At 71.6% G+C, this 26,099-nt stretch carries 25 protein-coding genes, 1 other RNA gene and 1 pseudogene; 17 read left to right on the top strand and 10 right to left on the bottom strand.

Translation table 11 applies throughout. The features are described from left to right. Window positions 1-19 precede the first annotated feature (19 nt). Window positions 20-559, top strand: coding sequence for a SigE family RNA polymerase sigma factor (locus ACIBK0_RS00265; protein ID WP_399073962.1), 540 nt, complete (start codon window positions 20-22; stop codon window positions 557-559). Further along, window positions 559-1,395: a hypothetical protein gene (locus tag ACIBK0_RS00260; RefSeq protein WP_399073960.1), complete on the top strand. Its 837-nt coding sequence runs from the start codon at window positions 559-561 to the stop codon at window positions 1,393-1,395. The genes ACIBK0_RS00265 and ACIBK0_RS00260 overlap by 1 nt, the downstream gene beginning before the upstream one ends. A 94-nt stretch (window positions 1,396-1,489) precedes the next feature. Here the strand turns inward: ACIBK0_RS00260 and ACIBK0_RS00255 are convergent, their stop codons facing one another. The 4 genes from ACIBK0_RS00255 to ACIBK0_RS00240 form a co-directional block, all read right to left on the bottom strand. Next, on the bottom strand, window positions 1,490-2,122 hold the full coding sequence (locus ACIBK0_RS00255) for a response regulator (RefSeq protein ID WP_399075073.1): 633 nt from the start codon (window positions 2,120-2,122) through the stop codon (window positions 1,490-1,492). Window positions 2,123-2,219: 97 nt separating this feature from the next. Then, on the bottom strand, window positions 2,220-3,479 hold the full coding sequence (locus tag ACIBK0_RS00250) for a histidine kinase (RefSeq protein ID WP_399073958.1): 1,260 nt from the start codon (window positions 3,477-3,479) through the stop codon (window positions 2,220-2,222). 17 nt (window positions 3,480-3,496) lie between these two features. Beyond that, window positions 3,497-4,216, bottom strand: a complete 720-nt coding sequence (locus ACIBK0_RS00245; protein ID WP_399073956.1) for an ABC transporter permease — start codon at window positions 4,214-4,216, stop codon at window positions 3,497-3,499. Next, on the bottom strand, window positions 4,216-5,139 hold the full coding sequence (locus tag ACIBK0_RS00240) for an ATP-binding cassette domain-containing protein (protein WP_399073954.1): 924 nt from the start codon (window positions 5,137-5,139) through the stop codon (window positions 4,216-4,218). Before ACIBK0_RS00240 ends, ACIBK0_RS00245 begins: the two co-directional genes overlap by 1 nt. 256 nt (window positions 5,140-5,395) lie before the next feature. Here ACIBK0_RS00240 and ACIBK0_RS00235 point away from each other — a divergent pair, with 256 nt between their 5' ends. From ACIBK0_RS00235 to ACIBK0_RS00220, 4 genes are all read left to right on the top strand, one after another. Continuing rightward, window positions 5,396-6,253: a MaoC/PaaZ C-terminal domain-containing protein gene (locus ACIBK0_RS00235; RefSeq protein WP_399073952.1), complete on the top strand. Its 858-nt coding sequence runs from the start codon at window positions 5,396-5,398 to the stop codon at window positions 6,251-6,253. Between the two features lie 30 nt (window positions 6,254-6,283). After that, on the top strand, window positions 6,284-7,360 hold the full coding sequence (locus tag ACIBK0_RS00230) for a Zn-dependent alcohol dehydrogenase (protein WP_399073950.1): 1,077 nt from the start codon (window positions 6,284-6,286) through the stop codon (window positions 7,358-7,360). A gap of 23 nt (window positions 7,361-7,383) precedes the next feature. Continuing rightward, entirely contained in the window at window positions 7,384-8,322 is a 939-nt protein-coding gene (locus ACIBK0_RS00225) for a 3-oxoacyl-ACP reductase (protein WP_399073948.1), read from the top strand. 449 nt (window positions 8,323-8,771) lie between these two features. Then, a complete protein-coding gene (locus tag ACIBK0_RS00220) occupies window positions 8,772-9,191 on the top strand; it encodes a transposase (RefSeq protein WP_399073946.1) in 420 nt (139 codons plus the stop codon). 71 nt (window positions 9,192-9,262) lie between these two features. Here the strand turns inward: ACIBK0_RS00220 and ACIBK0_RS00215 are convergent, their stop codons facing one another. Further along, a complete protein-coding gene (locus ACIBK0_RS00215; RefSeq protein WP_399073944.1) occupies window positions 9,263-9,427 on the bottom strand; it encodes a hypothetical protein in 165 nt (54 codons plus the stop codon). A gap of 60 nt (window positions 9,428-9,487) precedes the next feature. Continuing rightward, entirely contained in the window at window positions 9,488-10,930 is a 1,443-nt protein-coding gene (locus tag ACIBK0_RS00210) for a hypothetical protein (RefSeq protein WP_399073942.1), read from the bottom strand. 244 nt (window positions 10,931-11,174) lie between these two features. Here ACIBK0_RS00210 and ACIBK0_RS00205 point away from each other — a divergent pair, with 244 nt between their 5' ends. From ACIBK0_RS00205 to ACIBK0_RS00195, 3 genes are read left to right on the top strand one after another with little or no spacing between them, the layout of a single operon-like run. After that, window positions 11,175-12,026 carry a Nif3-like dinuclear metal center hexameric protein gene (locus tag ACIBK0_RS00205; RefSeq protein WP_399073940.1) on the top strand — a complete coding sequence of 284 codons (852 nt, stop codon included), beginning with the start codon at window positions 11,175-11,177 and terminating at the stop codon, window positions 12,024-12,026. Continuing rightward, entirely contained in the window at window positions 12,023-12,766 is a 744-nt protein-coding gene (locus ACIBK0_RS00200) for a zinc ribbon domain-containing protein (RefSeq protein ID WP_399075071.1), read from the top strand. The genes ACIBK0_RS00205 and ACIBK0_RS00200 overlap by 4 nt, the downstream gene beginning before the upstream one ends. A gap of 47 nt (window positions 12,767-12,813) precedes the next feature. Beyond that, window positions 12,814-14,238, top strand: a complete 1,425-nt coding sequence (locus ACIBK0_RS00195; protein WP_399073938.1) for a bifunctional RNase H/acid phosphatase — start codon at window positions 12,814-12,816, stop codon at window positions 14,236-14,238. Here the strand turns inward: ACIBK0_RS00195 and ACIBK0_RS00190 are convergent, their stop codons facing one another. Next, on the bottom strand, window positions 14,239-15,078 hold the full coding sequence (locus tag ACIBK0_RS00190) for a helix-turn-helix domain-containing protein (RefSeq protein WP_399073936.1): 840 nt from the start codon (window positions 15,076-15,078) through the stop codon (window positions 14,239-14,241). It lies immediately after the preceding gene. Between the two features lie 250 nt (window positions 15,079-15,328). Here ACIBK0_RS00190 and ACIBK0_RS00185 point away from each other — a divergent pair, with 250 nt between their 5' ends. Then, the gene (locus tag ACIBK0_RS00185) at window positions 15,329-16,348 is read left to right on the top strand and encodes an NAD(P)-dependent alcohol dehydrogenase (RefSeq protein ID WP_399073934.1); all 1,020 of its coding nucleotides are present in this window, start codon (window positions 15,329-15,331) and stop codon (window positions 16,346-16,348) included. 114 nt (window positions 16,349-16,462) lie between these two features. Here the strand turns inward: ACIBK0_RS00185 and eda are convergent, their stop codons facing one another. Further along, window positions 16,463-17,116, bottom strand: a complete 654-nt coding sequence (gene eda / locus ACIBK0_RS00180) for a bifunctional 4-hydroxy-2-oxoglutarate aldolase/2-dehydro-3-deoxy-phosphogluconate aldolase (RefSeq protein ID WP_399073932.1) — start codon at window positions 17,114-17,116, stop codon at window positions 16,463-16,465. A 271-nt stretch (window positions 17,117-17,387) separates the two neighbouring features. Continuing rightward, complete coding sequence (gene yaaA, locus ACIBK0_RS00175; RefSeq protein WP_399073930.1) at window positions 17,388-18,188, bottom strand: peroxide stress protein YaaA; 801 nt, start codon at window positions 18,186-18,188, stop codon at window positions 17,388-17,390. A gap of 213 nt (window positions 18,189-18,401) precedes the next feature. Here yaaA and ACIBK0_RS00170 point away from each other — a divergent pair, with 213 nt between their 5' ends. Continuing rightward, complete coding sequence (locus ACIBK0_RS00170; RefSeq protein WP_399073928.1) at window positions 18,402-19,835, top strand: RNB domain-containing ribonuclease; 1,434 nt, start codon at window positions 18,402-18,404, stop codon at window positions 19,833-19,835. Window positions 19,836-20,055: 220 nt separating this feature from the next. On the opposite strand, the gene ACIBK0_RS00165 is transcribed toward ACIBK0_RS00170, so the two are convergent. Next, a complete protein-coding gene (locus tag ACIBK0_RS00165; RefSeq protein WP_399075069.1) occupies window positions 20,056-21,645 on the bottom strand; it encodes an FAD-dependent monooxygenase in 1,590 nt (529 codons plus the stop codon). An 85-nt stretch (window positions 21,646-21,730) separates the two neighbouring features. On the opposite strand from ACIBK0_RS00165, the gene ACIBK0_RS00160 reads away from it, so the two are divergent. From ACIBK0_RS00160 to rnpB, 6 genes and pseudogenes are all read left to right on the top strand, one after another. After that, window positions 21,731-22,378, top strand: coding sequence for a TetR/AcrR family transcriptional regulator (locus ACIBK0_RS00160; protein WP_399075067.1), 648 nt, complete (start codon window positions 21,731-21,733; stop codon window positions 22,376-22,378). A 184-nt stretch (window positions 22,379-22,562) separates the two neighbouring features. After that, window positions 22,563-22,979 (top strand): DUF4260 family protein, encoded by a 417-nt coding sequence (locus ACIBK0_RS00155; RefSeq protein WP_399073926.1) that lies wholly within the window; start codon window positions 22,563-22,565, stop codon window positions 22,977-22,979. Next, a complete protein-coding gene (locus tag ACIBK0_RS00150) occupies window positions 22,972-23,511 on the top strand; it encodes a TetR/AcrR family transcriptional regulator (RefSeq protein ID WP_399073924.1) in 540 nt (179 codons plus the stop codon). The genes ACIBK0_RS00155 and ACIBK0_RS00150 overlap by 8 nt, the downstream gene beginning before the upstream one ends. Window positions 23,512-23,586: 75 nt before the next feature. Further along, on the top strand, window positions 23,587-24,417 hold the full coding sequence (locus tag ACIBK0_RS00145; protein WP_399073922.1) for an AraC family ligand binding domain-containing protein: 831 nt from the start codon (window positions 23,587-23,589) through the stop codon (window positions 24,415-24,417). Between the two features lie 49 nt (window positions 24,418-24,466). Continuing rightward, a pseudogene (locus tag ACIBK0_RS00140) lies at window positions 24,467-25,294 on the top strand (DMT family transporter); the annotation flags it as partial. A 64-nt stretch (window positions 25,295-25,358) separates the two neighbouring features. Beyond that, an RNA gene (gene rnpB / locus ACIBK0_RS00135) (RNase P RNA component class A) lies at window positions 25,359-25,764 on the top strand. Window positions 25,765-26,099 lie beyond the last annotated feature (335 nt).

Raw genomic sequence — 26,099 nt, 5'->3', positions numbered from 1 at the left:
AGACATCTAGGAGGTGCCCATGGGGGATCGGAAGCAGGCTCGGGACGAGGAGTTCCAGAGCTTTGTCATCGGCCGCTGGCCGCGGTTGATGCGTACGGCATTTCTCCTTACGGGGGAGCAGCACGCCGCGGAGGACCTGGTCCAGTCGACGCTGGAGCAGGTGTACGTGGCCTGGCGCAGGGTCGGCGCGGCCGACGACCCGGAGGCGTATGTACGGCGCGTGATGATCAACGCGCATGCTCGCAAACACCGCAGAAAACTCAAGGAGTTCCTCGCGCCGAAGGACGACTCGGGCCTCACGCACGAGCTGCCCGACAGCGGTGACCGGATCGCCCAGGCCGACGACCGCAGCGCGCTGCTGAAGGCGCTCTCCCAACTGCCCGCGCGACAGCGCGAAGCGGTGGTCCTTCGCTACTGGGAGGACCTGAGCGAGAGCCAGACGGCGGAGGCGATGGGCTGCTCGGTGGGCGCGGTGAAGAGCAACGCCGCCAAGGGGATCGCGAAGCTGCGGGCCATACCGGGGCTGGCCGACATGGTGACGCACGGAGGGCGGAAGTGATGAGCGCGGACCGGGAGACGAACCACGACATGGCGACACACAGGGACATCGCCCTCCTGCTGGCCGAGGCCGCGGACGAGGTCGAGATCGGTATAGCCCCCTACCAGGCGGTGGTCCGCGGCGGCCGGCGCCGCAAGGCCCGCCGCTGGACGATCGCGGCCGCCGCGGCACTGGTGATCGCCGGTTCGACGGGTGCGCTGGCGCTGGCCGGGACGACGGACGGTGACGGGAAGCGGGTCGAGCCGGTCGCCACCCAGCCGCCGACGGCCGAGGACCGGCACGTATACGAGCCGCAGGGGACCACCGTGGCAAGGGGCACCGACCACGGCAGGGTCTGGCAGGTGAGCATCGACGTCTGGGGAGCCCCGAAGAACGAGGCGGAAGCGCAGTACCAGCGCACGCTGATGGGTGAGTACGGGGCCGCGCCGGTGGGAGTGCGAAAGGCCTCGGAGCTGATCGGCAAGGGCTGGGTCTTCGTGCGCCTGGACGTGGGCGACGACCGTCCGACGACGGTGGTGCAGGGACCGGTGGAGAAAGGCGACTCCCTGTCGGGCACGGACATCCTGTCCTACTCGATGCCGCTGGAGTCGGGCGACTCCGACAAGGTCGGTGCACCGCACCGCCTGGTGATCGGCAAGGTCGCTCCGACCGCGCAACAGGTCACCTGCACCTGGGACGACGGCACGACGACCAAGGTCATGAGGGCTGCCCCGGGCACGGGCCTCACCTCGGACTTCGAGGACCTGATCCGCCCGGTGGACGGCTCCCAGCCCGACTGGTTCGTGTGCCTGGGGCCGGAGGGCAAGAGCTCCCAGTCGGTGAAGGTGACGAAGTGACCTGAGAGGACCAGGGGCCGGCTCTCGGGTCGGCAACGGGTTCTCTCACGTCACCCGTCGGGGGACGAGTTTCCGCCGGACCGCCGGGCCGCGGCTACAGCCACCCCTGCTGGCGGGCCTCCCGCATCGCTTCCATGCGGTTGCGGGTGCCCGTCTTGCCGATCGCGGAGGAGAGGTAGTTGCGGACGGTCGACTCGGAGAGGTGGAGCTTGGCGGCGATGTCGGCGACGGTGGCGCCGTCCACCGAGGCCTTCAGTACGTCGCACTCGCGGGCGGTGAGCGGATTGGGCCCGGCGCTCAGCGCCGCCGCGGCGAGTGCGGGGTCGATGACCGTCTCCCCGGTCAGCACCCGCCGGATCGCCTCGGCCAGATCCTCCACGGGCCCATCCTTGACGAGGAACCCCGCGGCGCCCGCCTCCATGGCCCGTCGCAGATACCCGGGCCGTCCGAAGGTGGTGAGGATCAGCACCCGGCAGTCGGGCGCCTGTTCGCGCAGTTCGGCGGCGGCGTCCAGCCCGCTCATCCCGGGCAACTCGATGTCCAGCAGCGCCACATCCGGCCGATGCGTCAAGGCCGTGTCCACGATCGCGTCCCCCGCGGACACCTGCGCGACCACCTCGATGTCCGCCTCCATCCCGAGCAGCAGAGCGAGCGCGCCCCGCATCATTCCCTGATCCTCGGCAAGCAGGACACGAATGGACTTGGCGGGCCGGTGGTCCTGCGGCATCTCGTTCACGGGCCAAGGGTAGGGCGCGGCGACCGGCGCCGATGCGGGGGCGGTGGGTCGGGGCTGCCCGGCCGCCCGGCCCGTCTCGGCGGTGGTCCTAGGCCGGCGCCTCCGTCAGGTTCGCGGCATCCGGCGCATCCACCGGTAGTTCGGCCCTCACCTGGAACCCTCCGCGCGAAGCCGGCCCCGCCTCCAGTGAGCCGCCTGCCGTGGCCAGGCGTTCGGTGAGGCCCTTGAGGCCGGTGCCGCCGATGCCCTCGACGGGCTCTGCGGTGGAGGTGCCGCTGCCGTTGTCGGTGATGGTCAGGCGGACGCGGTCGGGGGTGCCGTCGAGGGTGATGTCGCAGCGGGTCGCGGCGCTGTGGCGTACGACGTTGGTGACCGCCTCGCGGAGCACCCAGCCCAGCAGGGCCTCGGTCTGGGGGACGAGGGGCGGGCCGGACTGCCGGACGACCGGATCGACGCCCGTGGCGGACAGTGCCGAACGGGCGCGGTCCAGTTCCGTGGCGAGGCTGCCCTCGCGGTAGCCGGTGACCGCCTCGCGGATCTCCGTGAGGGCCTGGCGGCCGACCGACTCGATGTCCGTGACCTGGACGAGCGCCGCGTCCAGGTCGCGGTGGGCCAGCCTGCGGGCCGCCTCCGACTTCACCACGATGACGGAGAGCGTGTGGCCCAGCAGGTCGTGCAGATCGCGGGAGAAGCGCATGCGTTCCTTCTCGACGGCGCGGCGCGCCAACTCCTCGCGGGCGGCGCGCAGTTCGCGTACCGCTTCGGAGAGGGAGAGGATCGCGGCCGTCACCATCGTCGACAGGAAGGTGCCGTACGCGACGTTCACCGCGTCCCAGCCCGACCGCACGGAGGAGACCACCGCCGCGAGTACGGTCAGACCGAGGCCGATCTTGCCGAGCCACGGGCCGCGCAGGACGGCGCCGGTGGCGAGCCCCAGCAGCGGGAAGAAGTACAGCCAGCTGCCGCCGTACCCGATGGCCAGCCCGCAGGTGACCAGGGCCATCAGGACGAGCGCCACCAATGTGGAGCGGGACTCGCGCTTGTCCTTCACGAAGGACCGGAAGGTCACGAAGATGTACAGGGAGTTGAAGGCGAGCAGGCCGATGGCGCCGATCCAGGGCTGTGGCGTCTTGCCCTGGAACAGGTTGGAGAAGGCGCCCATGCCCATCAGCAGCCACGGCAGCAGGGCGAAGCCGGTGGGGGGCGGACCCGGATTCTCGGGCATCTTCCCGCCGCTCTTGCGGGCGGCCCGCTGCTCGGCCTTGAAGCGTTCCATGTCGGCCTTCCAGCGCGCCCGCGCCGCCCGCCACTCCTGCACCTGGCAGGTGACCCCTCGCATCCAGGACATCGCCCACTCCCCCCGGTTCAGACGGTCCGTGCGGACCGACGGTACGAGAACACAGCGTAGGAACCGAACGCCAGCAGCCAGGCCGCCAGCACCCCCATCGCGCCGAGGCCCGGAGCGTGGCCGTCCGCGACCGAGACGCCGAGCTGCGCGAACCGGTTCGTGGGGGTGTACGCCGACAGGGATTGCAGCCAGCCCGGGAACAGGGCGAGCGGGAACCAGAGACCGCCGATCACCGAGAGCCCCAGGTTGCACACCATGTTGGCGACGCCCGTCGTCTGCGCGGTGAGCCGGTAGCCGTTGCCGAGGCCCAGCAGCGTGAAGGGTATCGAGCCGAGCCACAGCAGCACCGCGATCGCCGCCCACTGCCAGATGTCCAGCCGTACGCCGTTGACCAGGCCGCCCGCCGCCAGGACCGCGGTGATCGCGGGCAGTACGGTCACCGAGCCGGTCAGCGCCCGCCCCAGCACCACTTCGCGCGGCGTCATCGGTGTCACCCGCAGCTGCCGCAGCCAGCCGATCACCTTGTCCTCGGCGACCCCGCCGCCGGTGTTCAGGGCGGAGCCCACCGCGCCGTAGGCGGCCATGCCGACCATGGAGGCGGTCTTCCAGTCGCCGTCATCGCCGCCGCCGAGGTTGGTGAAGAGGAGGTACATCATCACCGGCATCACGATGCCGCCGATGACGAATCCGGTGTCGCGCAGCGTCCGGCGTACTTCGAGCCGCAGATAGTCCAGCATCACACCGTCTCCAGGACATCCGACGGCGCAGCCGAGGTGAGCGCCATGAACGCTTCGTCCAGGGACGCGGGGACGACTTCCAGGCCGCGTATCGCCCCCTGCTCGGCCAGCGCGATCACCGTCGCGTCCGAGTCGTCGGTGCGCAGATGGGCCCGGTCCCCGCGCACCTCCACGGAGACCACGCCGGGCAGCAGGGTCAGGCCCTCCGTGCCGCGGCCCGCCAGGTCGAAGGAGACCAGATTGCCGCCCACCGACCGCTTCAGCTGCTCCCCGGTGCCGTCGGCGACGATGCGGCCGTGGTCGATGACGACGATCCGGTCGGCGTGCGCGTCGGCCTCCTCCAGATAGTGCGTGGAGAAGAGGACCGTGTGGCCGCGCCGGGCATACGCTCGCATCGACTCCCAGAAGGCGTGCCGCGCCTCCACGTCCAGCGCGGCGGTCGGCTCGTCGAGCACGATCAGCGCGGGGTTCCCGGCCAGCGCCACCGCGAACCGCACCCGCTGTGCCTGCCCGCCGGAGAGCCGGTCGACGCGCCGCCCGGCCAGCTCCGCGATGCCGGCGAGCTCCAGCGCGTCGGTCACCGGCAGCGGCGCCGGATAGCGCCCGGCGACGAAGGAGACCAGCTCCTGGACGGTGACGCGTGGCACCGGCCGGGTCTCCTGCAGCATCGCGCCGACCTTCCCGGCGTGCACCGCCTCCTGCGGGGGCCCGCCGAAGAGCGTGACCGAGCCCTCGTCCGGCTCGTCCAGGCCCAGGAGCAACGAGATCGTCGTCGACTTCCCCGCTCCGTTGCGCCCCAGCAGCGCGACCGTCTCGCCGCGTGCCATCTCCAGATCCACCCCCGCCACGGCGCGTACGTCCCCGAAGCTCTTGACCGCCCCCGTGAAGGACACGGCGGACGGTGTCCCAGTCGTCTGTGTCATGGGTACGACGCTATGAGCAGGGCGCCGGGCCCGGCAGATGCACATGTCAGCAATCGGGCGGGACAAATGTCACGACCCACATATCTGACATGGCGTCAGTAGTCTTCACAACTGCCGGGCGCTGGGCTATACAAGGGGTCGCCGGACTGGAACGCGTTCTAGAACGGGCGGGTTCCGCGGCCCAGTGTCGACCTCGGTGCGGCCGACGGTGCGGACGGCCGCACCGAGGTCTCAGGCCCTAGTGATCAGGAGCCCCATGCCCATTGACGCCGCCAAGGCCGTCGCCGCCGAGCCCCGGACCGCAGAGATCACCTGGAGTCACAAGGACGTCCAGCTCTACCACCTGGGCCTGGGCGCGGGTGTCCCCGCGACCGACCCCGACGAGCTGCGCTACACCCTCGAATCCAGGTTGCACGTCCTGCCCAGCTTCGCCACCGTCGCGGGAGCCGGCTCACCGGGCGTGATCAGCGGCCTGTCCATGCCCGGCGTCGAGGTCGACCTCGCGCGCGTGCTGCACGGCGGCCAGACCGTCCGGCTGCACCGCCCCATCCCGGTCGAGGGCAAGGCGCTCGCCACCGGGCGCATCGCGGCCGTCTACGACAAGGGCAAGGCCGCGATCCTCGTCATGCGCACCGAAGTCGCCGACGCCGACGGCCCGCTGTGGACCAACGACGCCCAGATCTTCGTACGAGGAGAGGGGGGCTGGGGAGGAGACCGCGGGCCTTCCACGCGCCTCGAGGCGCCGACGGGCGAGCCCGACAGGACCCTCGAGCGTCCGATCCGCGAGGACCAGGCCCTGCTCTACCGGCTCTCCGGCGACTGGAACCCGCTGCACGCCGACCCCGAGTTCGCCAAGCTCGCCGGGTTCGACCGGCCGATCCTGCACGGGCTGTGCACGTACGGCATGACGCTCAAGGCGGTCGTCGACACACTGCTCGGCGGCGACGTGGCCCGCGTCCGCTCGTACACCACCCGCTTCGCCGGTGTCGTCTTCCCCGGCGAGACCCTGCGCATCCGCATGTGGCGGCGGCAGGGCGGGGTCCAGGTGGCGGTGAGCGCGGTGGAGCGGGACGACGCGCCGGTGCTGGCCGACACCATCGTCGAACACTCGTGAGCCCAGCCCACTTCTGAGGGGAGCCGCACCATGCGCGCAGCCGTACAGCACGAGATAGGCCAGGACAAACTCGAAGTACTCGACGACGTCGAGGCGGTGGGCTTCGGGCCCGGCAAGGTGAGGATCCGGGTGCGGGCCACCGGGCTGTGCCACTCGGACCTGTCCGCGATGAACGGCGTATTGCCGCAGCCGGCGCCGTTCGTGCCCGGGCACGAGGGCGCCGGCGAGATCACCGAAGTCGGCGACGGCGTGAGCCACTTGAAGCCCGGCGACCGGGTCGTCGTCTGCTGGCTGCCCGCCTGCGGCGTCTGTCCCGCCTGCAAGCGCGGGCAGACCGAACTGTGCCTGGCCGGCTTCCTGAACGCGGGCACACCCAACTTCAAGCGCCCCGGCGGCGACGTCTTCGGCTTCGCCGGCACCGGCACCTTCACCGAGGAGGTCGTCGTCGACGCGGGCTGCGCGGTCCCGATCCCCGACGACGTGCCCTTCGACATCGCGGCCCTCATCGGCTGCGGCGTCACCACCGGACTCGGCGCCGCCCTCAACACCGCCGACGTGGAAGCCGGTTCGTCGGTCGCCATCATCGGCTGCGGCGGCGTCGGCATCTCCGCGATCCAGGGCGCGCGGCTCAAGGGCGCCGCCGAGATCGTCGCCGTCGACCCGGTCGCCTCGCGCCGCGAGGCCGCGCTCAGGTTCGGTGCGACGAAGGCGGTCTCTCCGGACGAACTCGCCGACGCCAAGCAGTCGGTGACCGGCGGCGAGGGCTTCGACTACGTCTTCGAGGTCGTCGGCAAGTCCGCCACCGCCCGCACCGCCTACGACCACACCCGCCGCGGCGGCACCCTCGTCGTCGTCGGCGCGGGCGCCATGGACGACTTCCTCCAGCTCAACATGTTCGAGCTGTTCTTCGACGAGAAGCGGATCCTGCCGTCGATGTACGGCGGCGGGGACGTCCTGCGGTCCTACGAGCGCACCGTCGCCCTGTGGCGCGCGGGCCGTATCGACCTGGAGGGCCTGATCACCCACCGGGTGCCGCTCGCCGAGATCAACGAGGCCCTCGACCAGATGCGCAGCGGCACCGCCCTGCGTACGTGCATCGAGATCTGATCCCACAACCGCAAAGGACCTCGATGTCACTGCCACTTGAAGGTCTCACCGCGATCGTCACCGGCGCGGGGCGCGGGCTCGGACGGGCCGAGGCGCTGGAACTGGGCCGACTCGGCGCGGCCGTGGTCGTCAACGACTACGGGCAGCCCGGGCGGGACGGCTCCGGCGACGCCTCGGCCACACCCGCCGAGGAGGTCGCCGCTGAGATCCGCGCGGCGGGCGGCCGGGCCGCCGCCCACACCGGGGACGTCGCCGACCACGAACAGGCCCGCGCACTGATCCAGTTGGCGGTCACCGAATTCGGGAAGCTCGACATCCTGGTCAACAACGCGGGCATCCTGCGTGACCGGATGATCTTCTCGATGTCCGAGGACGAATGGGACTCGGTCGTCCGGGTGCACCTCAAAGGCCACTTCAACACGACCCACTTCGCGTCCGTGCACTGGCGGGCGCGCTCCAAGGCGGTCGACGGGCCCGTATACGGGCGGATCGTGAACACCTCGTCGGAGGCGTTCCTCGCCGGTTCGGCGGGACAGCCCAACTATGCCGCCGCGAAAGGCGGAATCGTCGGGCTGACGACCTCGACGGCGCTGGCGCTCGCGAAGTACGGCGTGACGGCGAACGTCATCTGCCCGCGTGCCCGGACGCGTATGACCGAGGACGTGTTCGCCGGCTTCGCCGAGCCCGACGAAGGGCTGGATCAGCTCGCACCCGAACATGTCGCCCCGCTCGTCGGCTACTTGGCCTCGCCCGCCGCCGCGCACGTCAACGGCCAGCTGCTCGTCGTGCACGGCGGCATGGTCGCGATCATCGAACGCCCGCGGGTGGCCGCCAAGTTCGACACCAAGCAGGACGCCTTCACGTACGACGAGCTGGACGCCCTGCTCACCGCGCACTACGCGGACCGCCCGAAGGGCGAGACCTTCGCGGCGGTGGAGGTGCTGGGGCTCAAGCACGGATAGCTCTTCGGAGGCCTCGGGCGTCGATTACGGGTGCCGGGGGTCGGCTGCCGGTCTCTCGGGGGTCGGCTTCGGGTGCCGGGTGCCGGGTGCCGGGTGCCGGGTGTCGGTCTTTCGGCGTCGGCTACCGGGCCCGGGCGTCGTCAGGCATCGGCCCTTGGCCCCCGGCATCGGCCCTTGGCCCCCGGCGTCGGCTACTGGTCTTTTGGACGTCGACGGCCCCACTCACCATGGCGGACGCTGTTGGTTAATTCGAGGCTGCGCGTGACGTCGGCCTTCAAGACCTGGATGTGGCCTTGAAGGCCGACGTTGTCGTATGGGGTGGGTGCGGATGTCGATGCAGCCGAACGGATCTGGGGAGATCCCGGCGGAGACGGTGCGGGTGGCTCGGGCCGCGTTCCCGAAGGGGAGCCTGGCGATCCGGGTGAGGGACGAACTGGGACCGTTGTTCAGTGACGAGGAGTTCGCGGACCTGTTCCCGGCGCGGGGCAGGTCGGCCTGGTCGCCGCGCGGGCTGCATCAACACACCCAGCACCAAACGACCCCGCGAACTGCGACTGCGCCGCCACGACGAACACCACGCGCTCCAGGCGGCCAGGGCCGAGCAGCAGACCGACGCCTGGAAGGAACGCTACAAAGTCCGGGCCGGAGTCGAGGGCACCATCGCCCAAGCCGTCCAACGTTCCGGCCTGCGCGGATCCCGCTACCGAGGCCTGACCAAGACAAGCCTCCAGCACCAGCTCACCGGCGCCGCGATCAACCTCGCCCGCATCGACGCCCACCTCACCAACACGCCCCGGACCCGCACCCGCACCAGCCACTTCGCAGCACTTCGCCCCGCCGACCAAGAAGCAGTCAGCGGGGCGAAGTAACAGGCAGCCCCGAAATTAACCAACAGCGTCCGTCATGGCGAGCGGGGCCGTGTGCCGGGTTCGGCGTGCCGTCAGGCCGCGTTGTTCTGGTCGGACGGCTTGCGGTGGCGGCCCTGCGGGGTCGCCGCGTCGTCGTGGCCGGAGTTCGGGCCGCGGTGCCTGCCATGGCCTTCGGCCTGAGCCGTGGCCTCGTGGGAGTCGGTTCCCGGCGCTTCCATCGTGCTGATGTCGCTCATTGAAGTGTTCACCCCGTATGCAAGATCCTTCTTTTACAGCCGGGGGATTCTAACCGGCGGTCATTGCGGGGGTGTCGGTGGGGGAGAGCTCTGCACCCCCAGCACGCCGACCCTCTCCCAAACGCCCGGCTTCGGTCGTGCAGGGGGGACGGGACCCCCATCGCCCCTGGACCCCCCTCCGGTCTGAAGGGCCTCGTCCTCGAACGCCGCACGGGTTGCGGGTACCTGAACGGCCTCGCCCTCGAACGCCGGACGGGCGGAGGGTGTCCGGGCGGGCTTGTGCAGTTGGAGCCCTGGGGTGTTCAGTCGCACGCCCCGGCGGTTCAACTGCACCACCCGGCCCTTCAGCGGTGCCTGTTGGAGCGGGACCGGGCGGCCCGACGTTCGTGTCTCGGGGCCCCGGCCGGCGTCCCGGTCAGGGCCCTCTTCCCCCGCCCCCGTGGGTGCTGCCACCCGTGCCACCCCGCACGGCACCGCTGCCGTCGCGTAGGGCAGGTGGAGCACCCCCTCTCTGGTCCACAGGCCGGTGCCCGCCAACCAGCCCTCGGGGGCCGGGAGATGGTGGATCTGGCGTTCGGCCGGGCGCCAGATGCCCAGCCAGGTGCCCGCCGGGCCGTCGATGCGCAGGGCGACCGCGCAGGTCTCGGGGGTGAGCATCTGGCCCGGCTGGATCGCGAAGGGTGTCACCGCGCAGTCCGTCAGGCGCAGGCACTCCGGGAAGCGGATGGGCAGCGTGCTGCCGACGACGCCCCAGCCGAGGCGGTCGTGGCCCGGGGACGGGGCGTCGGAGCGGACGAGGAGGAGGCCGCTGTCGGCGTCGGCGAGGAGCAGGCGGTCGTTGCTGTGCTCGGCGATCTGGAGGAACGGTGACATTTCACCGCCGCGTTCGAGGTCGACGACCACCGTCTTGGTGCGGCCGTTCTGGAAGCGGTCGAGCGCGAGCAGACGGCCGGTGCCGTCCAGCCACACCCCGCCCGAACAGTGGCCCGGCACCTGGGCCCGATGCTCCGGACCGAACGCGCCGCCCGCCACCAGCCACACCGCGGTGGAGCCACAGCCCACGGCGAGGGCGTACGCGCGCTGCCCGCCCGGCGCGGGTGGCAGCAGCCGCAGCCGGGTGTCCTTGTCGGGGCACTCCACGGCGCCCAGCGGCAGTTCGCCGGTGCCGGGCCCGGTCGGGTACAGCAGCGAGAAGACGTGCCGTCCGTCCGTCACGCGGTGGATCAGCACCCTTCCGTCGGTCAGTGGCAGCACCTCGGTGCCGGGCTCCTCCGGCTGGTGGGTCGGCAGCGGTACGGCGTACGGCTCGGGGCCGTCCAGCGTCCAGCGCTCGGGGTACCAGCAGTCGCCGGCCAGGGTGAGACGCGCCGCGTACGTGCCGTCAGCGGTGATCACACAGGTGGGACGGGCGGTCCAGTCGTTCACGTCGTGGTTCGCCTCTTGGCGCGCGTTTTGGGTCTCGTCCTCGTTCTCCGCCACGGGCTCCGTCGCACAGACTGTCATCGTTCGGTCACCTCCGGCGACGAAGCTAGTTTTCGTACGCACAGACGTGGGACCGACGGGCTGCGGCTTCACACATAAGGGTGGCCATGTCGGGATTCGCCTGAGGGAACGGGGGCGAATGTGCTGGCCGGTGGCCGGGAGGCAGGGGTGGGGGAGCGAGTGTCCGGACCCGCCCGCCGCCGGGGTGCCGGTCGAGTGGTCCGCGACCGGACGGACAGGGACGTAAGGCAGGTAGCCTTTCCCCGTGCCCCGTCTGTCTGAAGTCATCGCCGCGCTCGACACCCTCTGGCCCTCCGAGAGGGCCGAGGACTGGGACGCGGTCGGCACCGTCTGCGGTGACCCCGACCAGGAGGTCACGCGCGTACTGTTCGCGGTCGACCCCGTCCAGGACATCGTCGACGAGGCGCTGAAACTGGGTGCCGATCTGCTGGTCACCCACCATCCGCTCTACCTGCGCGGTACGACGACGGTGGCGGCCACCGGCTTCAAGGGCCGCGTCGTGCACACCCTGATCAAGAACGACATCGCGCTGCACGTCGCGCACACGAACGCCGACCGCGCAGATCCGGGAGTCTCCGACGCACTCGCCGGCGCGCTGGACCTTCGCGTCGTACGCCCCCTCGTGCCGGACCCCACCGACCCGGACGGCCGCCGGGGTCTTGGCCGAGTCTGCGAGCTGGACCATCCGCTGACCGTCCGCGAACTCGCCGCGCGCGCCGCCGAGCGGCTGCCCGCCACCGCGCAGGGCATCCGCGTCGCGGGCGACCCCGAGGCGCTGGTACGCACCGTCGCGGTCAGCGGCGGCTCCGGCGACAGCCTCTTCGACGACGTACGCGCCGCCGGCGTGGACGCCTTCCTCACCGCGGACCTGCGCCACCACCCGGCGTCCGAGGCCCGCGCCCACAGTCCTCTCGCGCTGCTCGACGCGGCGCACTGGGCCACCGAGTGGCCCTGGTGCGAGCTGGCCGCCGCCCAGCTCGACGAGATCTCCGACCGTCATGGATGGGGCCTGAGGGTCCACGTCTCGAAGACGGTCACCGACCCCTGGACCGCCCACGCGGCCTCTACCACCGACACATCAGGAGCCCCCAACTGAACGCCGCGCCCGCCGACCAGATTCGACTTCTCGACGTCCAGGCCCTCGACGTGCGCCTCCAGCAGCTGGCGCACAAGCGGAGGTCGCTGCCCGAGCACGCCGAGATCGAGTCGCTGAACAAGGACCTCACGCAGCTGCGCGACCTGCTCGTCGCCGCGCAGACCGAGGAGAGCGACTGCGCCCGCGAGCAGACCAAGGCCGAGCAGGACGTCGACCAGGTGCGCCAGCGCGCCGCCCGCGACCAGAAGCGCCTCGACTCGGGCGCCGTGTCGTCCCCCAAGGACCTGGAGAACCTCCAGCGCGAGATCACCTCCCTCGCCAAGCGCCAGGGCGACCTCGAGGACGTCGTCCTGGAGGTCATGGAGCGCCGCGAGTCCGCCCAGGAGCGCCTCGCCGAGCTGACCGAGCGGGTCTCCTCCGTCCAGTCGAAGATCGACGACGCGACCGCGCGCCGGGACGCCGCCTTCGAGTCCCTCGACGGCGAGACCGCGACGGCGAACAAGGAGCGCGAAGTCATCGCCGGCACGATCCCCGCCGACCTCCTCAAGCTCTACGACAAGCTGCGCGAGCAGCAGGGCGGCGTCGGCGCGGCCCGGCTCTACCAGCGCCGCTGCGAGGGCTGCCGCCTGGAGCTCAACATCACCGAGGTCAACGAGGTGAAGGCGGCCTCTCCGGACACCGTGCTGCGCTGCGAGAACTGCCGCCGCATCCTGGTGCGCACGTCCGAGTCCGGTCTGTAGGTCCGTAGACCCGTAGGTCTGCAAGAAATCTGTAAGGGGCTTGACGCGTGCGGGAGTTCATCGTCGAGGCCGACGGCGGTTCCCGGGGCAACCCGGGGCCCGCGGGCTACGGCTCCGTGGTCATCGACGCGGCCACCGGGGAGACGCTGGTGGAGCGCGCCGAGTACATCGGCATCGCCACCAACAACGTCGCGGAGTACCGGGGGCTGATCGCGGGCCTGACGGCGGCCCGTGAACTGGACCCGGCCGCACGCGTCCGGGTCCGGATGGACTCCAAGCTCGTCGTCGAGCAGATGTCCGGCCGCTGGAAGATCAAGCACCCGGACATGAAGCCGCTGGCCGCCGAGGCCGCCCGGATCTGCCCGCCCGAGCAGGTCACGTACGAGTGGATCCCGCGCGAGCAGAACAAGCACGCCGACCGGCTCGCCAACGAGGCGATGGACGCGGGCAGGCGGGGCGAGCAGTGGTCGCCGTCGGCCTCGACAGCGGAACTGGACGCGCGCGCGGCCCGGTCCGCGGCGCCCGAGCCGACGGGCCCGCCCGGGGACGCGGCAGCGGGCGCAGCGAAGGCACGGGCGGCACTGGCAGGGACACGCGGCGGCGTGGCGCCTGCCGAGGCGCCGGGCTCCGGAGCGCCCCGTCAAGGGAGCGGGGAACTGCGCGACCAGCCACAGACGGCCCGCAGCATGACGACTTCCGGCAGCCACCCGTCACCCGGCGGCGGAACCGCACAGGCCGACGCCGATGTCCGCGCCGCGCGGAACGTGGCGACGGCGGCGAGCGAGACGACCGCGACGAGTGAGACGACCGCGACGCCGACCGTCGGCTGGGGCGCGCCCCCCGACCTGGGCGCCCCCGCCACCTTCGTACTCCTGCGCCACGGCGAGACCCTCCTGACCCCGCAGAAGCGGTTCTCGGGCAGCGGCGGCACCGACCCGTCGCTGTCCGATGTGGGCCGCGAGCAGGCCGAGCGCGTCGCCGCGGCGCTGGCCGCGCGCGGCACGATCCAGGCGATCGTGGCGTCGCCGCTCACCCGGACCCGGGAAACCGCGGGGGCCGTCGCCGCCCGCCTCGGGCTCGACGTGGTCATCGAGGACGGGCTGCGCGAGACGGACTTCGGCGCCTGGGAGGGCCTGACGTTCGGCGAGGTGCGGGAGCGCTACCCCGACGACCTGAACGCCTGGCTCGCCTCGCCGAAGGCCGAACCGACCGGCGGCGGCGAGAGCTTCGCGGCGACCGCCCGCCGCATGGCCACCACCCGCGACAAGCTGATCGCCTCCTACGCGGGCCGCACCGTCCTGCTCGTCTCGCACGTCACCCCGATCAAGACCCTCGTACGCCTGGCCCTCGGCGCCCCGCCGGAGTCCCTGTTCCGTATGGAACTGTCCGCGGCCTCGCTCTCCGCGGTGGCGTACTACGCGGACGGCAACGCGAGCGTCCGGCTGTTCAACGACACGTCTCACCTGCGCTGATCACGCGCGCTGCCCGGCACGGCCGGCACGCCCGGCATGACCCGCACGCCCGGCCGCGCGCTCGCGCAGGATCTCCGCCGTCTCCCGGTCCGCCGGGAGGAAGGCCTCCAGGTGGAGTTCGGCGAGCGTGACGTCCACCGCCGTCGCGAACGACGTCAGCGTGGTGAGCAGTCTCAACTCGCCCTCCGGGCATCGCAGTCGCAGCGGTACGGCGAAGCCGAGGTAGTCCGCGCCGGGCTCGCTCGCCGGTACGTACCCCGCCAACTCCTCGGCGAGCGCGCCGAGGTGGGGATCCGGGCTGCGTACGGCCCGGGCCCGCAGGTTCTCCACGATGTGCTGCCCCCACGCGTCCAGGTTCAACACCCGTGACGCCATCCCGCGCGGATGCAGGGCGAGCCGCAGCACGTTGACGGGTGGTGCGAGCAGTTCCGGGGCTGCCCCCTCGGTGAGCACGTCGAACGCCTCGTTGGCAGCGACGAGTTCACCCCGCGGCCCCGCCACCACGGCCGGATAGGGCAGATGCCCTTCGAGAATGCTGTCCAGCGCCTCCCGTACGGGCTTCAGCGCGACCGCGTCGAGCGGTGACTCGGCGAACGCGGGCGCGTAACCGGCCGCCAGAAGCAGTGAGTTGCGCTCCCGCAGCGTGAGCTCCAGCGACTCGGCGAGCCTGATCACGATCTCTCTGCCGGGCACCGAACGCCCACGCTCGATGAAACTGACGTACCGCTGCGTCGTCCCCGCCCGCGAGGCGAGCTCCAACTGGCTGACCCGGCGCGCGGTGCGCCAGCGCAACAGCTCCCGGGCGAAGGGAGGAGGCTCGGTGGAGATGCTGGTGGTCATGGATCAGTTGTACGTCACGGGTACGACATCGCCGCCTCCACGACATGGCTCTCTCCACGACGACAGCTGTCTCACGACGTCGCCATCTCAACGAATGCAGCGGTCTCTGCGGACGCAGCCGTCTCTACGACGACAGTCGTCGCTACGACATCGCCGTCCCGGCGGGCTGCCATACCTTGCCGGGAATTGAGCGGCGTACCCCGTCCGAGCAGCATGGACGCATCCACGGAGCAGACCTCAGGGAGCGGACATGCGCGCCTATCACCTCGAAACGCTCGGTACCGTCGACGGGATCGTCCCGCGCGATACCGACCGCCCGGAGCCCGGCCCCCGCGACATCCTCGTCCGCGTCCGCGCCGTCTCCCTCAACAAGCGCGATCTCCTGCTCATGAAGGGGACCTACCCGCTGAAGGCCGTGCCGGATGTGATCCCGGTGAGCGACGGAGCGGGCGAAGTCGTGGCAGTGGGAGGGCAGGTGACCGGCTTCGCGGTCGGTGACCGGGTGGCGGGCACGTACTTCCCCAACTGGCTCGACGGACGGATCACGCCGGACCGGTTCGACCAGCCGGGCGCCACCCTGAACGGCATGCTCACCGAGTACGCCGTCCTGGACCAGGAGGCCGCCGTACTCGTCCCGGACCACCTGACCTGGGAAGAGGCGGCCTGTCTGCCCTGCGCCGGAGTCACCGCCTGGCACTCCTTGACGGGCGGCGAGCCCCTCGCCCCCGGCCAGACCGTGCTCACGTTGGGCACCGGCGCGCTGTCCCTCTTCGTGGTGCAGTTCGCCAAGATGCTGGGCGCCGAGGTCATCGCGACGACGTCGAGCGCTGCGAAGGCCGACCGTCTCAAGGCGCTTGGTGCGGACCACGTCGTCAACTATGCCGAGAACCCCGAATGGGGGTTGACGGTAAGAAAGTTGACCGGCGGTCGCGGTGCCGACCTCGTCGTCGAGACCAACGGCCCCGACACGATCGAGCAGTCGATGCGCGCCGCCGCGCTCTACAGCCAGATCGTGCTCCTGATCACCGGCAATGCGCGCAAGCCGGGCATCGAGATCTCCAACGCGGCGTACGCGGCGAGTCTGGCGACGATCCGCCGGGTGTTCGTCGGCAGCCGGGCGCACTTCGAGGCCATGAACCGGGCGCTGACGCTGCACGGAACGCGCCCGGTCATCGACCGCGTCTACGGCTTCGACGAGGTCCACGAGGCCTTCCGCTACTACGAGAGCGGGACGGCCTTCGGCAAGGTCGTCATCAGGGTGGCGGCCTGAGCCGTCGGCATTCGTGCGGCGGCCTGAGCGGCCATCAACCGAGTGGTGGCCTAACGTGTCGTCATCCGCGCGGCGACGTAAGCCGTCGTCACCGGGTGGCGGCCTGAGCGGTCGTCATCCGAGTGGGTGCCTGAGCGCCGCGGCCTCCCGCGCCAGGGCCTCGATCCGCCCCCAGTCCCGTCCCGCGACCGCGTCCTGCGGGAGCATCCAACTCCCTCCCACGCAGCCGACGTTGGGAAGTGCGAGGTACTCCGGCGCGGAGGCCGGACCGATGCCGCCCGTCGGGCAGAACCGCGCCTGCGGCAGCGGGCCCGCCAGCGACTTGAGATACGCCGTCCCGCCCGCCGCCTGCGCCGGGAAGAACTTCATCTCGCGCACGCCCCGCTCCAGCAGCGCCACGACCTCCGACGTGGTGGACACCCCCGGCAGGAACGACACCCCGGACGCCTGCATGGCATCGAGCAGTACGTCCGTCCAGCCCGGGCTGACCAGGAAGCGGGCGCCCGCCGCCACCGAGTCGGCCACCTGCTCCGGTGACAGGACCGTGCCCGCGCCGACCACCGCGTCCGGCACCTGATCCGCGATCGCCCGGATCGCGTCCAGCGCGGCCGGCGTCCGCAGCGTCACCTCGATCGCGGGCAGCCCGCCCGCGACCAGCGCCCGCGCCAGGGGTACGGCGTCGGCGGCGTCCGTGACCACGACGACGGGGACCACGGGGGCGAGGTCCATTACGGAGGCAGACGAGGACGAGGGCAGCGGCGAAGTCATACGCCTCATCCTGCCCGGGGTGTGCAGCATGCGCAAAGGATGTTGCACATGCTGCAATGGGTCTCGGGTGGCTCCGCGCCGGCGGAGCGCCACACCTTGATCGAGCGGCGCTCGCGGAGCGGACCGCGACCTTGGTCGCCCTTGGTCGAGTCGCGCTCACGGCGCGCGCCGCGACTTCGGTCGAGTCGCCCTCGCGGAGCCGGCCGCAACCCTGGCCGGGCCGCGCTCGCACCCCGCGACGTCGCGTGCGCGACCCGCAAAGGGGAGTACGTCAGTGGATCTCCGTGACCACCACGTCCAGCGCCCACGGCCTGCCCGCCTTACCGGGAGCCTCGACCTCCACCACGTACCCGAGGTCCCGCAGCGCCTCCACCAGCTCCGCCGGGCCCTTCGGTGCCGCGCCCGCGCTGAGCAGGCTGCGTACGATCTTGCCCTTGGTCGCCTTGTTGAAGTGGCTGACGACGGAACGCTTCTCGACCCCGTTCACCATCTGGGAGTGCAGCACCCGCACGGTCGCCGTCCGCCCCGCGAGCTCGCCCTTGGGCTTCCATGCCGACGCGTACGCCGAGGAGCGCAGGTCCAGCACGAGCCCGCCGTCGGCCGCCTCGGGCAGTGCGGTGGCCATCGGCGTACGCCAGTGCGCGCCCAGCGCCCCGAGCCCGGGCAGCTTGACCCCCATCGAGCAGCGGTACGAGGGGATCCGGTCGGTCACCTGGACCGCGCCCCACAGCCCCGAGAACACGAGCAGCGAACGCGCCGCCCGCCGCTTCGCCGCCGTGTCCAGGGAGGCCAGGTCCAGGGAGTCGTACAGGACACCCGTGTAGATCTCCCCGGCCGGACGCGCGCCCGCCGTCCGCAGGTCCACGTTCTTCGCGACCTCGCCGCGCAGGCCCTCGCTCAGTCCGAGCACCTCACGGGCCTTCTCCTCGTCGGCCGCGCACAGCTCGACCAGCTCGTCGAGGACCGCCTGCCGCGCCTCGGTGAGGCCCGGCAGGGACAGCGACTCCAGCTTCAGCGCGGTTCCCCGGCCGGAGGGCGCCTTGCCTTCGGAGGGCGGCAGCAGCACGAGCACGGTGTGGTTCTCCTAACGGTGGTGTGGCCCGGCGCCAGCCTAAGCGTTCGGGGTGCCGGGTGAATTCGGAGTGCCCCGCGACCTCCGGGTGCCAGGCGCACTCTGGGTGCTGGGCGAACTCGGGGCCCTGGGCGAACTCGCGGTGCGGGTCGATCCCGGATTCCCGGGCGAACTCGGGGTGCCGGGTCAAGGAGCCCGTCCTACGCTCGCCCTATGCCTCGCCGCCACATACGCGTCACCGGTGCACCGGAGGCTCCCCTGCGAGCCGCCCTCCGCGCGCTGCGGACCGAGCTGGGGGTGTCCGAGAGCTTCCCGCCCGACGTCCTTGCCGAGGCCGCGCGGCCACCCCGGCTGCCCTCCTACGACGCGACGGACATCCCTTTCTTCACCATCGACCCCCCGACGTCCACCGACCTCGACCAGGCGATGCACCTCGCGCGCCGCGAGAAGGGCGGCTACCGCGTCCGGTACGCCATCGCCGACGTCGCCGCCTTCGTCGCACCGGGCGGCGCCCTGGACGCCGAGGCCCACCGCCGCGTCACGACCCTCTACTTCCCGGACGAGAAGGTCCCGCTGCACCCGGCCCAGCTCTCCGAAGGCACCGCCAGCCTGCTCCCGGACCGGACCTGCCCGGCCGTGCTGTGGACGATCGACCTCGACTCGGACGGCCGTACGGAGGCGACCGACGTACGCCGTGCCCTCGTACGCAGCCGCGCCAAGCTCGACTACCTGCACGCGCAGAAGCAGATCGGGGAGGGGACGGCGGAGGAGCCGCTGGCCCTCCTCAAGGACATCGGCCAGGCCCGTGAACGACTGGAGGTCGAGCGCGGCGGCATCTCGCTGAACGTCCCCGAGCAGGAAATCGTCGACGAGGACGGGACGTACGAACTCGTCTACCGTGCCCCGCTCCCCACCGAGCACTGGAACGCACAGCTCTCCCTGCTCACCGGGATGGCGGCGGCCGAGCTGATGCTCTCGCACGGCACGGGGATCCTGCGTACGCTGCCCGCCGCCCCGGACGGCGCGGTGGGCCGGCTGCGCCGTACGGCCAAGGCCCTCCGCATCGACTGGCCGCACCATGTCTCGTACGCGGAGCTCATCCGCTCCCTCGACCCGCACTGGCCGCACCACGCGGCCTTCCTCCAGGAGTGCACGACGCTGCTGCGCGGCGCGGGCTACACGGTGTTCCGGGACGGCGCCCTCCCACAGGTCATCTCCCACTCCGCCGTGGCCGCGCCCTACGCACACTGCACGGCCCCCCTGCGCCGCCTCGCCGACCGCTACGCCTCGGAGCTGTGCCTCGCGGCCGCCGCGCATCAGCCGCCCCCCGAGTGGGTCCTCGCGGCCCTCGACGCCCTCCCCGGACAGATGGCCGACGGCGCCCGTCGCGCGGGCACCGTCGAGCGCGAGTGCGTGGACATCGTGGAGGCCGCGCTGCTCAAGGACCGCGTGGGCGACATCTTCGAGGGCTGCGTGGTCGACGTAGCGGAGCACGAACCCACCGTCGGGACCGTGCAGTTGGAGTCCCCGGCCGTCTTCGCCCGTATCGCGGGCGGCACGTCCCGGCTGCCGCTGGGGGAGCGGTTGCGAGTGCGGCTCACCCAGGCGGACCCGGGAGCGGCGAAGGTGCTGTTCGCGCCCGCGTGAGAGCGGAAGCGAGCTCGTTGGGATCGTCCGCGTGCAGGCGCTCGAGACGTACGGGCCGCTCCCGTCCCACGTTCTCGTCCCAGGAAGGTGACATGCCGTACTGGGGCGGTGAGTTCGAGGGTGACGGCGGTCTGGGCGCCGAGGGCCAGGCGCAGTTCGCCCTCAGCCGGTTCGTGGGTGGTGCGCAGTTTGCGGCGGACGGCCGCGATGTCGGCCAGGGTCACACCTCCGGCGTTCCGCACCACCGGGCCAGCGCGTCGACGAGTGCGTCCTGCGAGTCCCCGGTGTGCTCGGTGACCGTGCCGTCCGTGTCGTCCGCCGCCCACGCCGTGATTCCGTCCGGCCGTACGAGCAGCCCCGCAAGCCCCGGTCGGCCGGGGCAGGCGGCGGTGACGACGTCCAGCCGGTCGCCGTACCCCTCGGTGCGGGCCCGGAGTTTCGGGTCGTCGCAGAGGTCCAGGAGCAGTGCTCGGCCACCGTGGAGGAGGTCGGCGAGGCGGCGGCCGTCGGAGAGTTCGAGGTCGGGTGCGCTGCGGCCGGTCAGAGGGTGGCCGCCGGGAAGGTCGTACCGCTGCCAGACGCCGGAGATCTTCTTGACGAGATACGTGGTGCCGGTGACCGTCTCCGCCAGGTCCGTGACCACCTCGCGCAGGGCGCGGGAGTGCGACTCCGGGCGCATCAGCGCGATCTGGGCCCGCGTCCAGTCGAGCACCCACGCGCCGATCGGATGCCGCTCCGCCGTGTACGAGTCCAGCAATCCCTGCGGCGCCCACCCGCGCACCTCCGCGGCGAGTTTCCAGCCGAGGTTCATAGCGTCCCCGATGCCCAGGTTCAGTCCCTGCCCGCCGAACGGCGAGTGCACATGCGCGGCGTCGCCCGCGAGGAGCACCCGGCCCGCGCGATAGCTGGTCGCCTGACGGCAGTTGTCGGTGAAGCGGGTCACGGAGTGCACCTTGGTCACCGTGACGTCCACCCCGGAGACATGGCGCAGGCTCGCCTGCAGCTCCTCGGCGGTCACGGGCGTCTCGCGGTCGGCCGGCGGCCCGTCGAACTCGACGGTCAGGACGCGGCCGGGCATCGGGCCGTGGACGTACGTCCCGACGTCCGTCGTGTTCCAGCCGTCCTTCAGCCCTTCGGAGCCGGTCATCTCGACGATCGCCTGATAGCCGGTGATCTCCGGCGCAGTGCCGGGGAACGCGAACCCGGCGAGCTTGCGGACCGCGCTGCGGCCGCCGTCGCAGCCCACGAGCCAGCCCGCGCGAATGTCCTGCGGCGCGGACCCGTCCGTACGCAAGGTGTGCACGGTCACCCCGTCGGGGCCCGCCTCGAACCCGGTCAACTCCACGTTCCTGCGCAGCTCCACGCCCAGCCCGTCCGCGCGCTCCGTGAGCAGCCGTTCCAGGGCCGCCTGCGGGACGAGGCCGACTTCACCGGCGGGGCCGATGTTCGCGAAGGCCGGGTCCGACTCGTCGAACAGACCGGCTTTCAGCATGATCCCGGCGAAGTGCCCGGCGAACTTGGGCGGCGGAGGCGTCGCTTCACCGCCGCCGCGCGCCTTGAGGAACCCCCGGAAACCGCTCAGCGCCCGCTCCTGCACCTCGGCCAGGGCGGGCAGCATCCCCCGCCGGTCGAGCGCCACGGCACTGGGCATGTTGATGGCCGCCGCCTTGATCGTCTCGTCCACTTCGGGCAGCCGCTCGACGACGAGCACCCGGGCCCCGCCGAGCTGAAGCTCGCAGGCCAGCAATAACCCGACGGGCCCGGCGCCGGCCACCACCACGTCGTAGTCGATGTCGATGACGCTGCTCATGGATGTGTCCAGGTCTGTGTCCACGTTTGCGTTCATGACTTTAGTGTAGTCACTAAAATTTTATGTCCGCTATAGTTTTCCCATGATGGAGAAGGCGTCGGTGGATGAAAGTGCTGAACTTCCCCTGCGGGAGCGCAAGAAGCGGGCGACGCGGCAGCGGATCTCGGACCTCGCCACGCAGCTGTTCGTCGAGCGCGGCTTCGACCATGTGACCGTCGCGGAGATCGCCCGAGCCGCGGACGTCTCGGCCATGACCGTGTTCAACTACTTCCCGCGCAAGGAAGACCTCGTCCTCGACCGCATCCCCGAAACCGTCGAGATGTTCACCGCGGCCGTACGGCGGCGTGGGCCTGGCGAGACCCCGCTCGCCTCGCTGCGCCGCCTGGCACTCGAACTCCTCGACCAGAGGCATCCGTTGTCCGGGGTCGACGACGACTTTCCGGCCTTCTGGCAGGTCGTGATCGACTCGTCGGCGCTGCGGGCGCGGGCCCGTGAAGGCGTCGAGGGGGTCGAGCACGCACTCGCGGACGCCCTGCGGGAGACGGCCGAGTTCCGTGACCCGCACCTCGTTGCCGCCCTGATCGTCGCCGCGTACCGCTCGGTCTACGTCACCTCGGCGCGGCGCCTGCTCGCGGGGGAGCGCGCGGACGATGTCGCCGGGGACCACGCGGCACGACTGGGCGCCGCGTTCAACGCGCTGGAGCGAGCCGTCTCGCCCGCTCTCGGTGGCTGAGTTCTCACCCGCCCGGTTGTGGGCGACGGCTGAGTCCACCCGCCCAGTGCGAGCCGACTGAGTCCTCACCCGTCCAGTCGCGAGCAGCTCTTCAGTCCGTCTCGATCCTTGACGGCTAACGCTGTTAGCCATACCGTCGTGGCTAACGGCGTTAGCCGGACGCCTGCGGTCCAAGGAGACAGCCATGAGCACCCACACCGTCACCCCCTCTCGCCCCGTCTTCCCCACGCTCCGCCGCATCGCCTGGCTCGCCGGCGCCCTGTTCTGGTCCGCGTTCGCCGTCCTCGAAGCCGTGAACCACGGCTGGCTCGCGGGCACGCTCGCGCTCGTGTTCTTCGTCCTCCCGGACCTGACCTTCCTGGTCGCCCTCGACGACGCGCCCCGCATGGCGAAGGGGCAGCTCCCGCCCCGCGCGGTGCCGTACTACAACGCGCTGCACCGGGCCCTGGTCCCGCTCGCCCTCGTGGCGCTCTACACGCTGGCGGCCCCGGTGACCTGGGCCCCCGCCTTCGCGGCCCTGTGCGGCTGGCTCGCCCACATCTCGTACGATCGCGCCTTCGGATACGGACTGCGGACGAAGGAGGGCTTCCAGCGTGGCTGAACGACCGACCGCACGATCTGCACGCTCCGCACGATCCCAGGAGATCGTGACGGCCGCCCGGACCCTCCTAGAAGAGTCGGGCCCCGCCGCGCTCACCATGCGGGCCCTCGCCGAGCACCTCGGCATCAAGGCCCCGTCCCTCTACAAGCACTTCCCCGACAAGCAGGCGGTGGAGGTCGAGGTGATCGCGCAGATGCTCGCCGAGTCCGCCGAGGCCATGGAGGCCGCCGAGGCGCGCGAGCCCGGCTCGCTCCCCGCGCTGGCCGAGGCGTACCGCACGTACGCCCTCGCCCATCCCCACCTCTACTGCCTGGCCACCGAGCGCCCCCTGCCGCGCGCGTCCCTCCCGGCGGGCCTGGAGGACCGGGCCGCCGCACCGCTGATGCGGGCCTGCGGAGGCGATCTGGACCTGGCCCGCGCGACCTGGGCGTTCGCCCACGGCATGGTGATCCTGGAGATCCACGGCCGATTTCCGGACGACGCGGATCTCGACGCGGCATGGAAACGGGGAACGCGGGCGTTGCACCCGTAGGCGCACTGCCCAAGGCCACTGAGCCCCGGGCGAGGCGCGAGCGCACCAAGCAGGAACCGGGGGAGGGAGGCGACCGTGAGCGGGACCGTACGCGAAGAGGCCCGTTGGACGCGGGCCACCCTCGGCCGTGACGGCCGGCCCCTCGACCTGCTGACCGCACGCTTCGACACGTTCCGCTACGCGCCGCACGCCCACGACGAGTTCACCATCGGCGTCTGCGTCGGCGGCTCCGAGATCATCGACTACCGCGGCGGCCGCATCCACACCGGCCCCGGATCGATCGTGGTCCTGGCCCCCGGCGAGATGCACACCGGCGGCCCGGCCGCCTCCGACGGCTTCGCCTACCGGGCCCTTTACGCCGAGCCCTCCCTGCTCACCGAGGGCACCCTGGGCGGCCTCCCGCACTTCCGCGAACCCCTCCTCGACGACCCCGAGCTGGCCGCCGCCCTGCGCACCGCGCACACCGAACTGAGCGTCTGCCCCGACCCGTTGGAGGCCGAGTCCCGCCTCCCGTGGCTGTTCACGGCCCTGGCCCGGCGCCACTCCACGGCCCGCCCGGCCTGCGACACGGTCCCCGGAGCGGCCCACATAGCCCACGCCGTACGCGACCGCCTGGCCGACGAACTCCAGGCACCCCCCTCCCTCACCTCCCTCGCCACCGACCTGGGCCTGTCCCGCTACCAACTCCTGCGCGCCTTCCGTACGACGATGGGGATACCGCCGTACGCCTGGCTGGCCCAGCACCGGGTGAACCGGGCCCGGGGGCTGCTGGAGTCCGGCCTCCGCCCCGCCGAGGTGGCCTCGCTCGTGGGCTTCGCGGACCAGGCGCACCTCACCCGCTGGTTCCGGCGGGTGCTGGGGGTGACCCCGGCGGCGTATCGCGCGAGCGTGTCACCGCCGGCGTAGCGCAACAGCGTTCAAGACTCCGGCCGCCGACGCGGCCGAAACTGCCCGCATGACTGCACGTGGCTGGTTTCTGTTCTCCCTGATGGGAGTGGTCTGGGGCATCCCCTACCTGATGATCAAGGTGGCGGTGGACGGTGTGTCCCCGTCGATGGTGGTGTTCACGCGCTGCGCGGTAGGAGCCGCGCTGCTGCTCCCCTTCGCGATACGCCAAGGCGGCCTGACCCGGACCGTACGAACCCACTGGCGCCCCATGCTGGCCTTCGCGTGCATCGAGATCATGGTCCCCTGGTGGACCCTGACGGACGCCGAGCGCCACCTCTCCAGCTCCACCGCGGGCCTGCTCATCGCGGGCGTACCGATCGTCGGCGTGGCCGCCGCCCGCCTCTTCGGCGACACGGAACGGCTCGGCGCCCGCCGCATGGCAGGCCTGGCCCTGGGCCTCTCCGGCGTCGCGGTCCTCACGGTCCCCCACCTGACCGGCGGCGACGCCCGCTCACTGGCCGAGGTCCTCCTGACGGTCGTCGGCTACGCAACGGCACCGGTGATAGCCGCCCGCCACCTCAAGGATGTACCGTCACTCCACCTCACGGCCCCGTGCCTGGCCCTGGCGGCGCTGGTGTACGCCCCTGCGGCGGCGGCCACGCGGCCGGATGCGGTCCCGTCCGGGCAGGTCCTGGCCGCGCTCGCCGGCCTTGGTGTCATCTGCACGGCGGTCGCCTTCGTGGCCTTCCTGGAACTGATCAAGGAGGCGGGCCCGACGAGGGCGACGGTGATCACGTACGTCAACCCGGCGGTCGCGGTGGCGGCGGGCGCGCTGTTCCTGGACGAACACCTCACGGCGGGGATAGCCGTGGCCTTCGCCCTGATCCTGGCGGGCTCGGTCCTGGCGACGGCGGGACCGAGGCGGGCCGCACGCCCGGTACCATGGTCGACACGGCAGACGAGCCGGGCGGACGGCCGCGTGGAGGTCCTTGTGGACCTTCCCGAGGAACGTCCGGGCTCCACAGGGCAGGGTGGTGGCTAACGGCCACCCGGGGTAACCCGCGGGACAGTGCCACAGAAAGCAAACCGCCGGGGGCTTCGGCCCTCGGTAAGGGTGAAACGGTGGTGTAAGAGACCACCAGCGCCTGAGGTGACTCAGGCGGCTAGGTAAACCCCACCCGGAGCAAGGTCAAGAGGAGCCGCTGTAAAAGGTGGCTCTGCGCGGACGTTCGAGGGCTGCCCGCCCGAGTCCGCGGGTAGACCGCACGAGGCCGGCGGCAACGCCGGTCCTAGATGGATGGCCGTCTCCCCGGCCGCCGCGAGGCGACCGGGCGACAGAACCCGGCGTATAGCCCGACTCGTCTGCCAGCCGGGCTCCGGCCTGGGCTTATGGCCTGGTGGGGGCCCTTTTCCGTTTCGGGCACTGCCCGCTTCTACCTGCGAGTTCCCGTGAGTTCCCGCGCGAGTGTGCACGCGTTGTGCACTGACGTGGCCTCTCCGGGGAGGCATTCAGCGCTGAGCGCTGGGCAGTCGAAGGCTGTCGCCGTGAGTTCGAGACCCTGGCAGGAATCGACCTGCGCACGCGGCTCCGGAGGGCATGCCGGGATGATCTGCCAAAGCGCTCCTGAACTGCGGGTACGCGGTACGACGGCGCTGCGGTGCGGGCTCTCTATCGCATATCGTGCGTGGCCGCTCCCGGG

Source organism: Streptomyces sp. NPDC050564 (assembly GCF_044457265.1).
GTDB lineage: Bacteria > Actinomycetota > Actinomycetes > Streptomycetales > Streptomycetaceae > Streptomyces.
The sequence above is the reverse complement of the archived record's forward strand: the minus strand, read 5'-3'. Positions and strand labels throughout refer to the sequence as shown.

Bases quoted from the DNA above. Each gene is read 5' to 3' on its own strand.
- ACIBK0_RS00265 (WP_399073962.1), top strand. From the start codon at position 20: ATGGGGGATCGGAAGCAGGCTCGGGACGAGGAGTTCCAGAGCTTTGTC.
- ACIBK0_RS00260 (WP_399073960.1), top strand. From the start codon at position 559: ATGAGCGCGGACCGGGAGACGAACCACGACATGGCGACACACAGGGAC.
- ACIBK0_RS00255 (WP_399075073.1), bottom strand. From the start codon at position 2,122: ATGCCGCAGGACCACCGGCCCGCCAAGTCCATTCGTGTCCTGCTTGCC.
- ACIBK0_RS00250 (WP_399073958.1), bottom strand. From the start codon at position 3,479: ATGTCCTGGATGCGAGGGGTCACCTGCCAGGTGCAGGAGTGGCGGGCG.
- ACIBK0_RS00245 (WP_399073956.1), bottom strand. From the start codon at position 4,216: ATGCTGGACTATCTGCGGCTCGAAGTACGCCGGACGCTGCGCGACACC.
- ACIBK0_RS00240 (WP_399073954.1), bottom strand. From the start codon at position 5,139: ATGACACAGACGACTGGGACACCGTCCGCCGTGTCCTTCACGGGGGCG.
- ACIBK0_RS00235 (WP_399073952.1), top strand. From the start codon at position 5,396: ATGCCCATTGACGCCGCCAAGGCCGTCGCCGCCGAGCCCCGGACCGCA.
- ACIBK0_RS00230 (WP_399073950.1), top strand. From the start codon at position 6,284: ATGCGCGCAGCCGTACAGCACGAGATAGGCCAGGACAAACTCGAAGTA.
- ACIBK0_RS00225 (WP_399073948.1), top strand. From the start codon at position 7,384: ATGTCACTGCCACTTGAAGGTCTCACCGCGATCGTCACCGGCGCGGGG.
- ACIBK0_RS00215 (WP_399073944.1), bottom strand. From the start codon at position 9,427: ATGAGCGACATCAGCACGATGGAAGCGCCGGGAACCGACTCCCACGAG.
- ACIBK0_RS00210 (WP_399073942.1), bottom strand. From the start codon at position 10,930: ATGACAGTCTGTGCGACGGAGCCCGTGGCGGAGAACGAGGACGAGACC.
- ACIBK0_RS00190 (WP_399073936.1), bottom strand. From the start codon at position 15,078: ATGACCACCAGCATCTCCACCGAGCCTCCTCCCTTCGCCCGGGAGCTG.
- ACIBK0_RS00185 (WP_399073934.1), top strand. From the start codon at position 15,329: ATGCGCGCCTATCACCTCGAAACGCTCGGTACCGTCGACGGGATCGTC.
- eda (WP_399073932.1), bottom strand. From the start codon at position 17,116: ATGACTTCGCCGCTGCCCTCGTCCTCGTCTGCCTCCGTAATGGACCTC.
- ACIBK0_RS00170 (WP_399073928.1), top strand. From the start codon at position 18,402: ATGCCTCGCCGCCACATACGCGTCACCGGTGCACCGGAGGCTCCCCTG.
- ACIBK0_RS00165 (WP_399075069.1), bottom strand. From the start codon at position 21,645: ATGAGCAGCGTCATCGACATCGACTACGACGTGGTGGTGGCCGGCGCC.
- ACIBK0_RS00160 (WP_399075067.1), top strand. From the start codon at position 21,731: ATGGAGAAGGCGTCGGTGGATGAAAGTGCTGAACTTCCCCTGCGGGAG.
- ACIBK0_RS00155 (WP_399073926.1), top strand. From the start codon at position 22,563: ATGAGCACCCACACCGTCACCCCCTCTCGCCCCGTCTTCCCCACGCTC.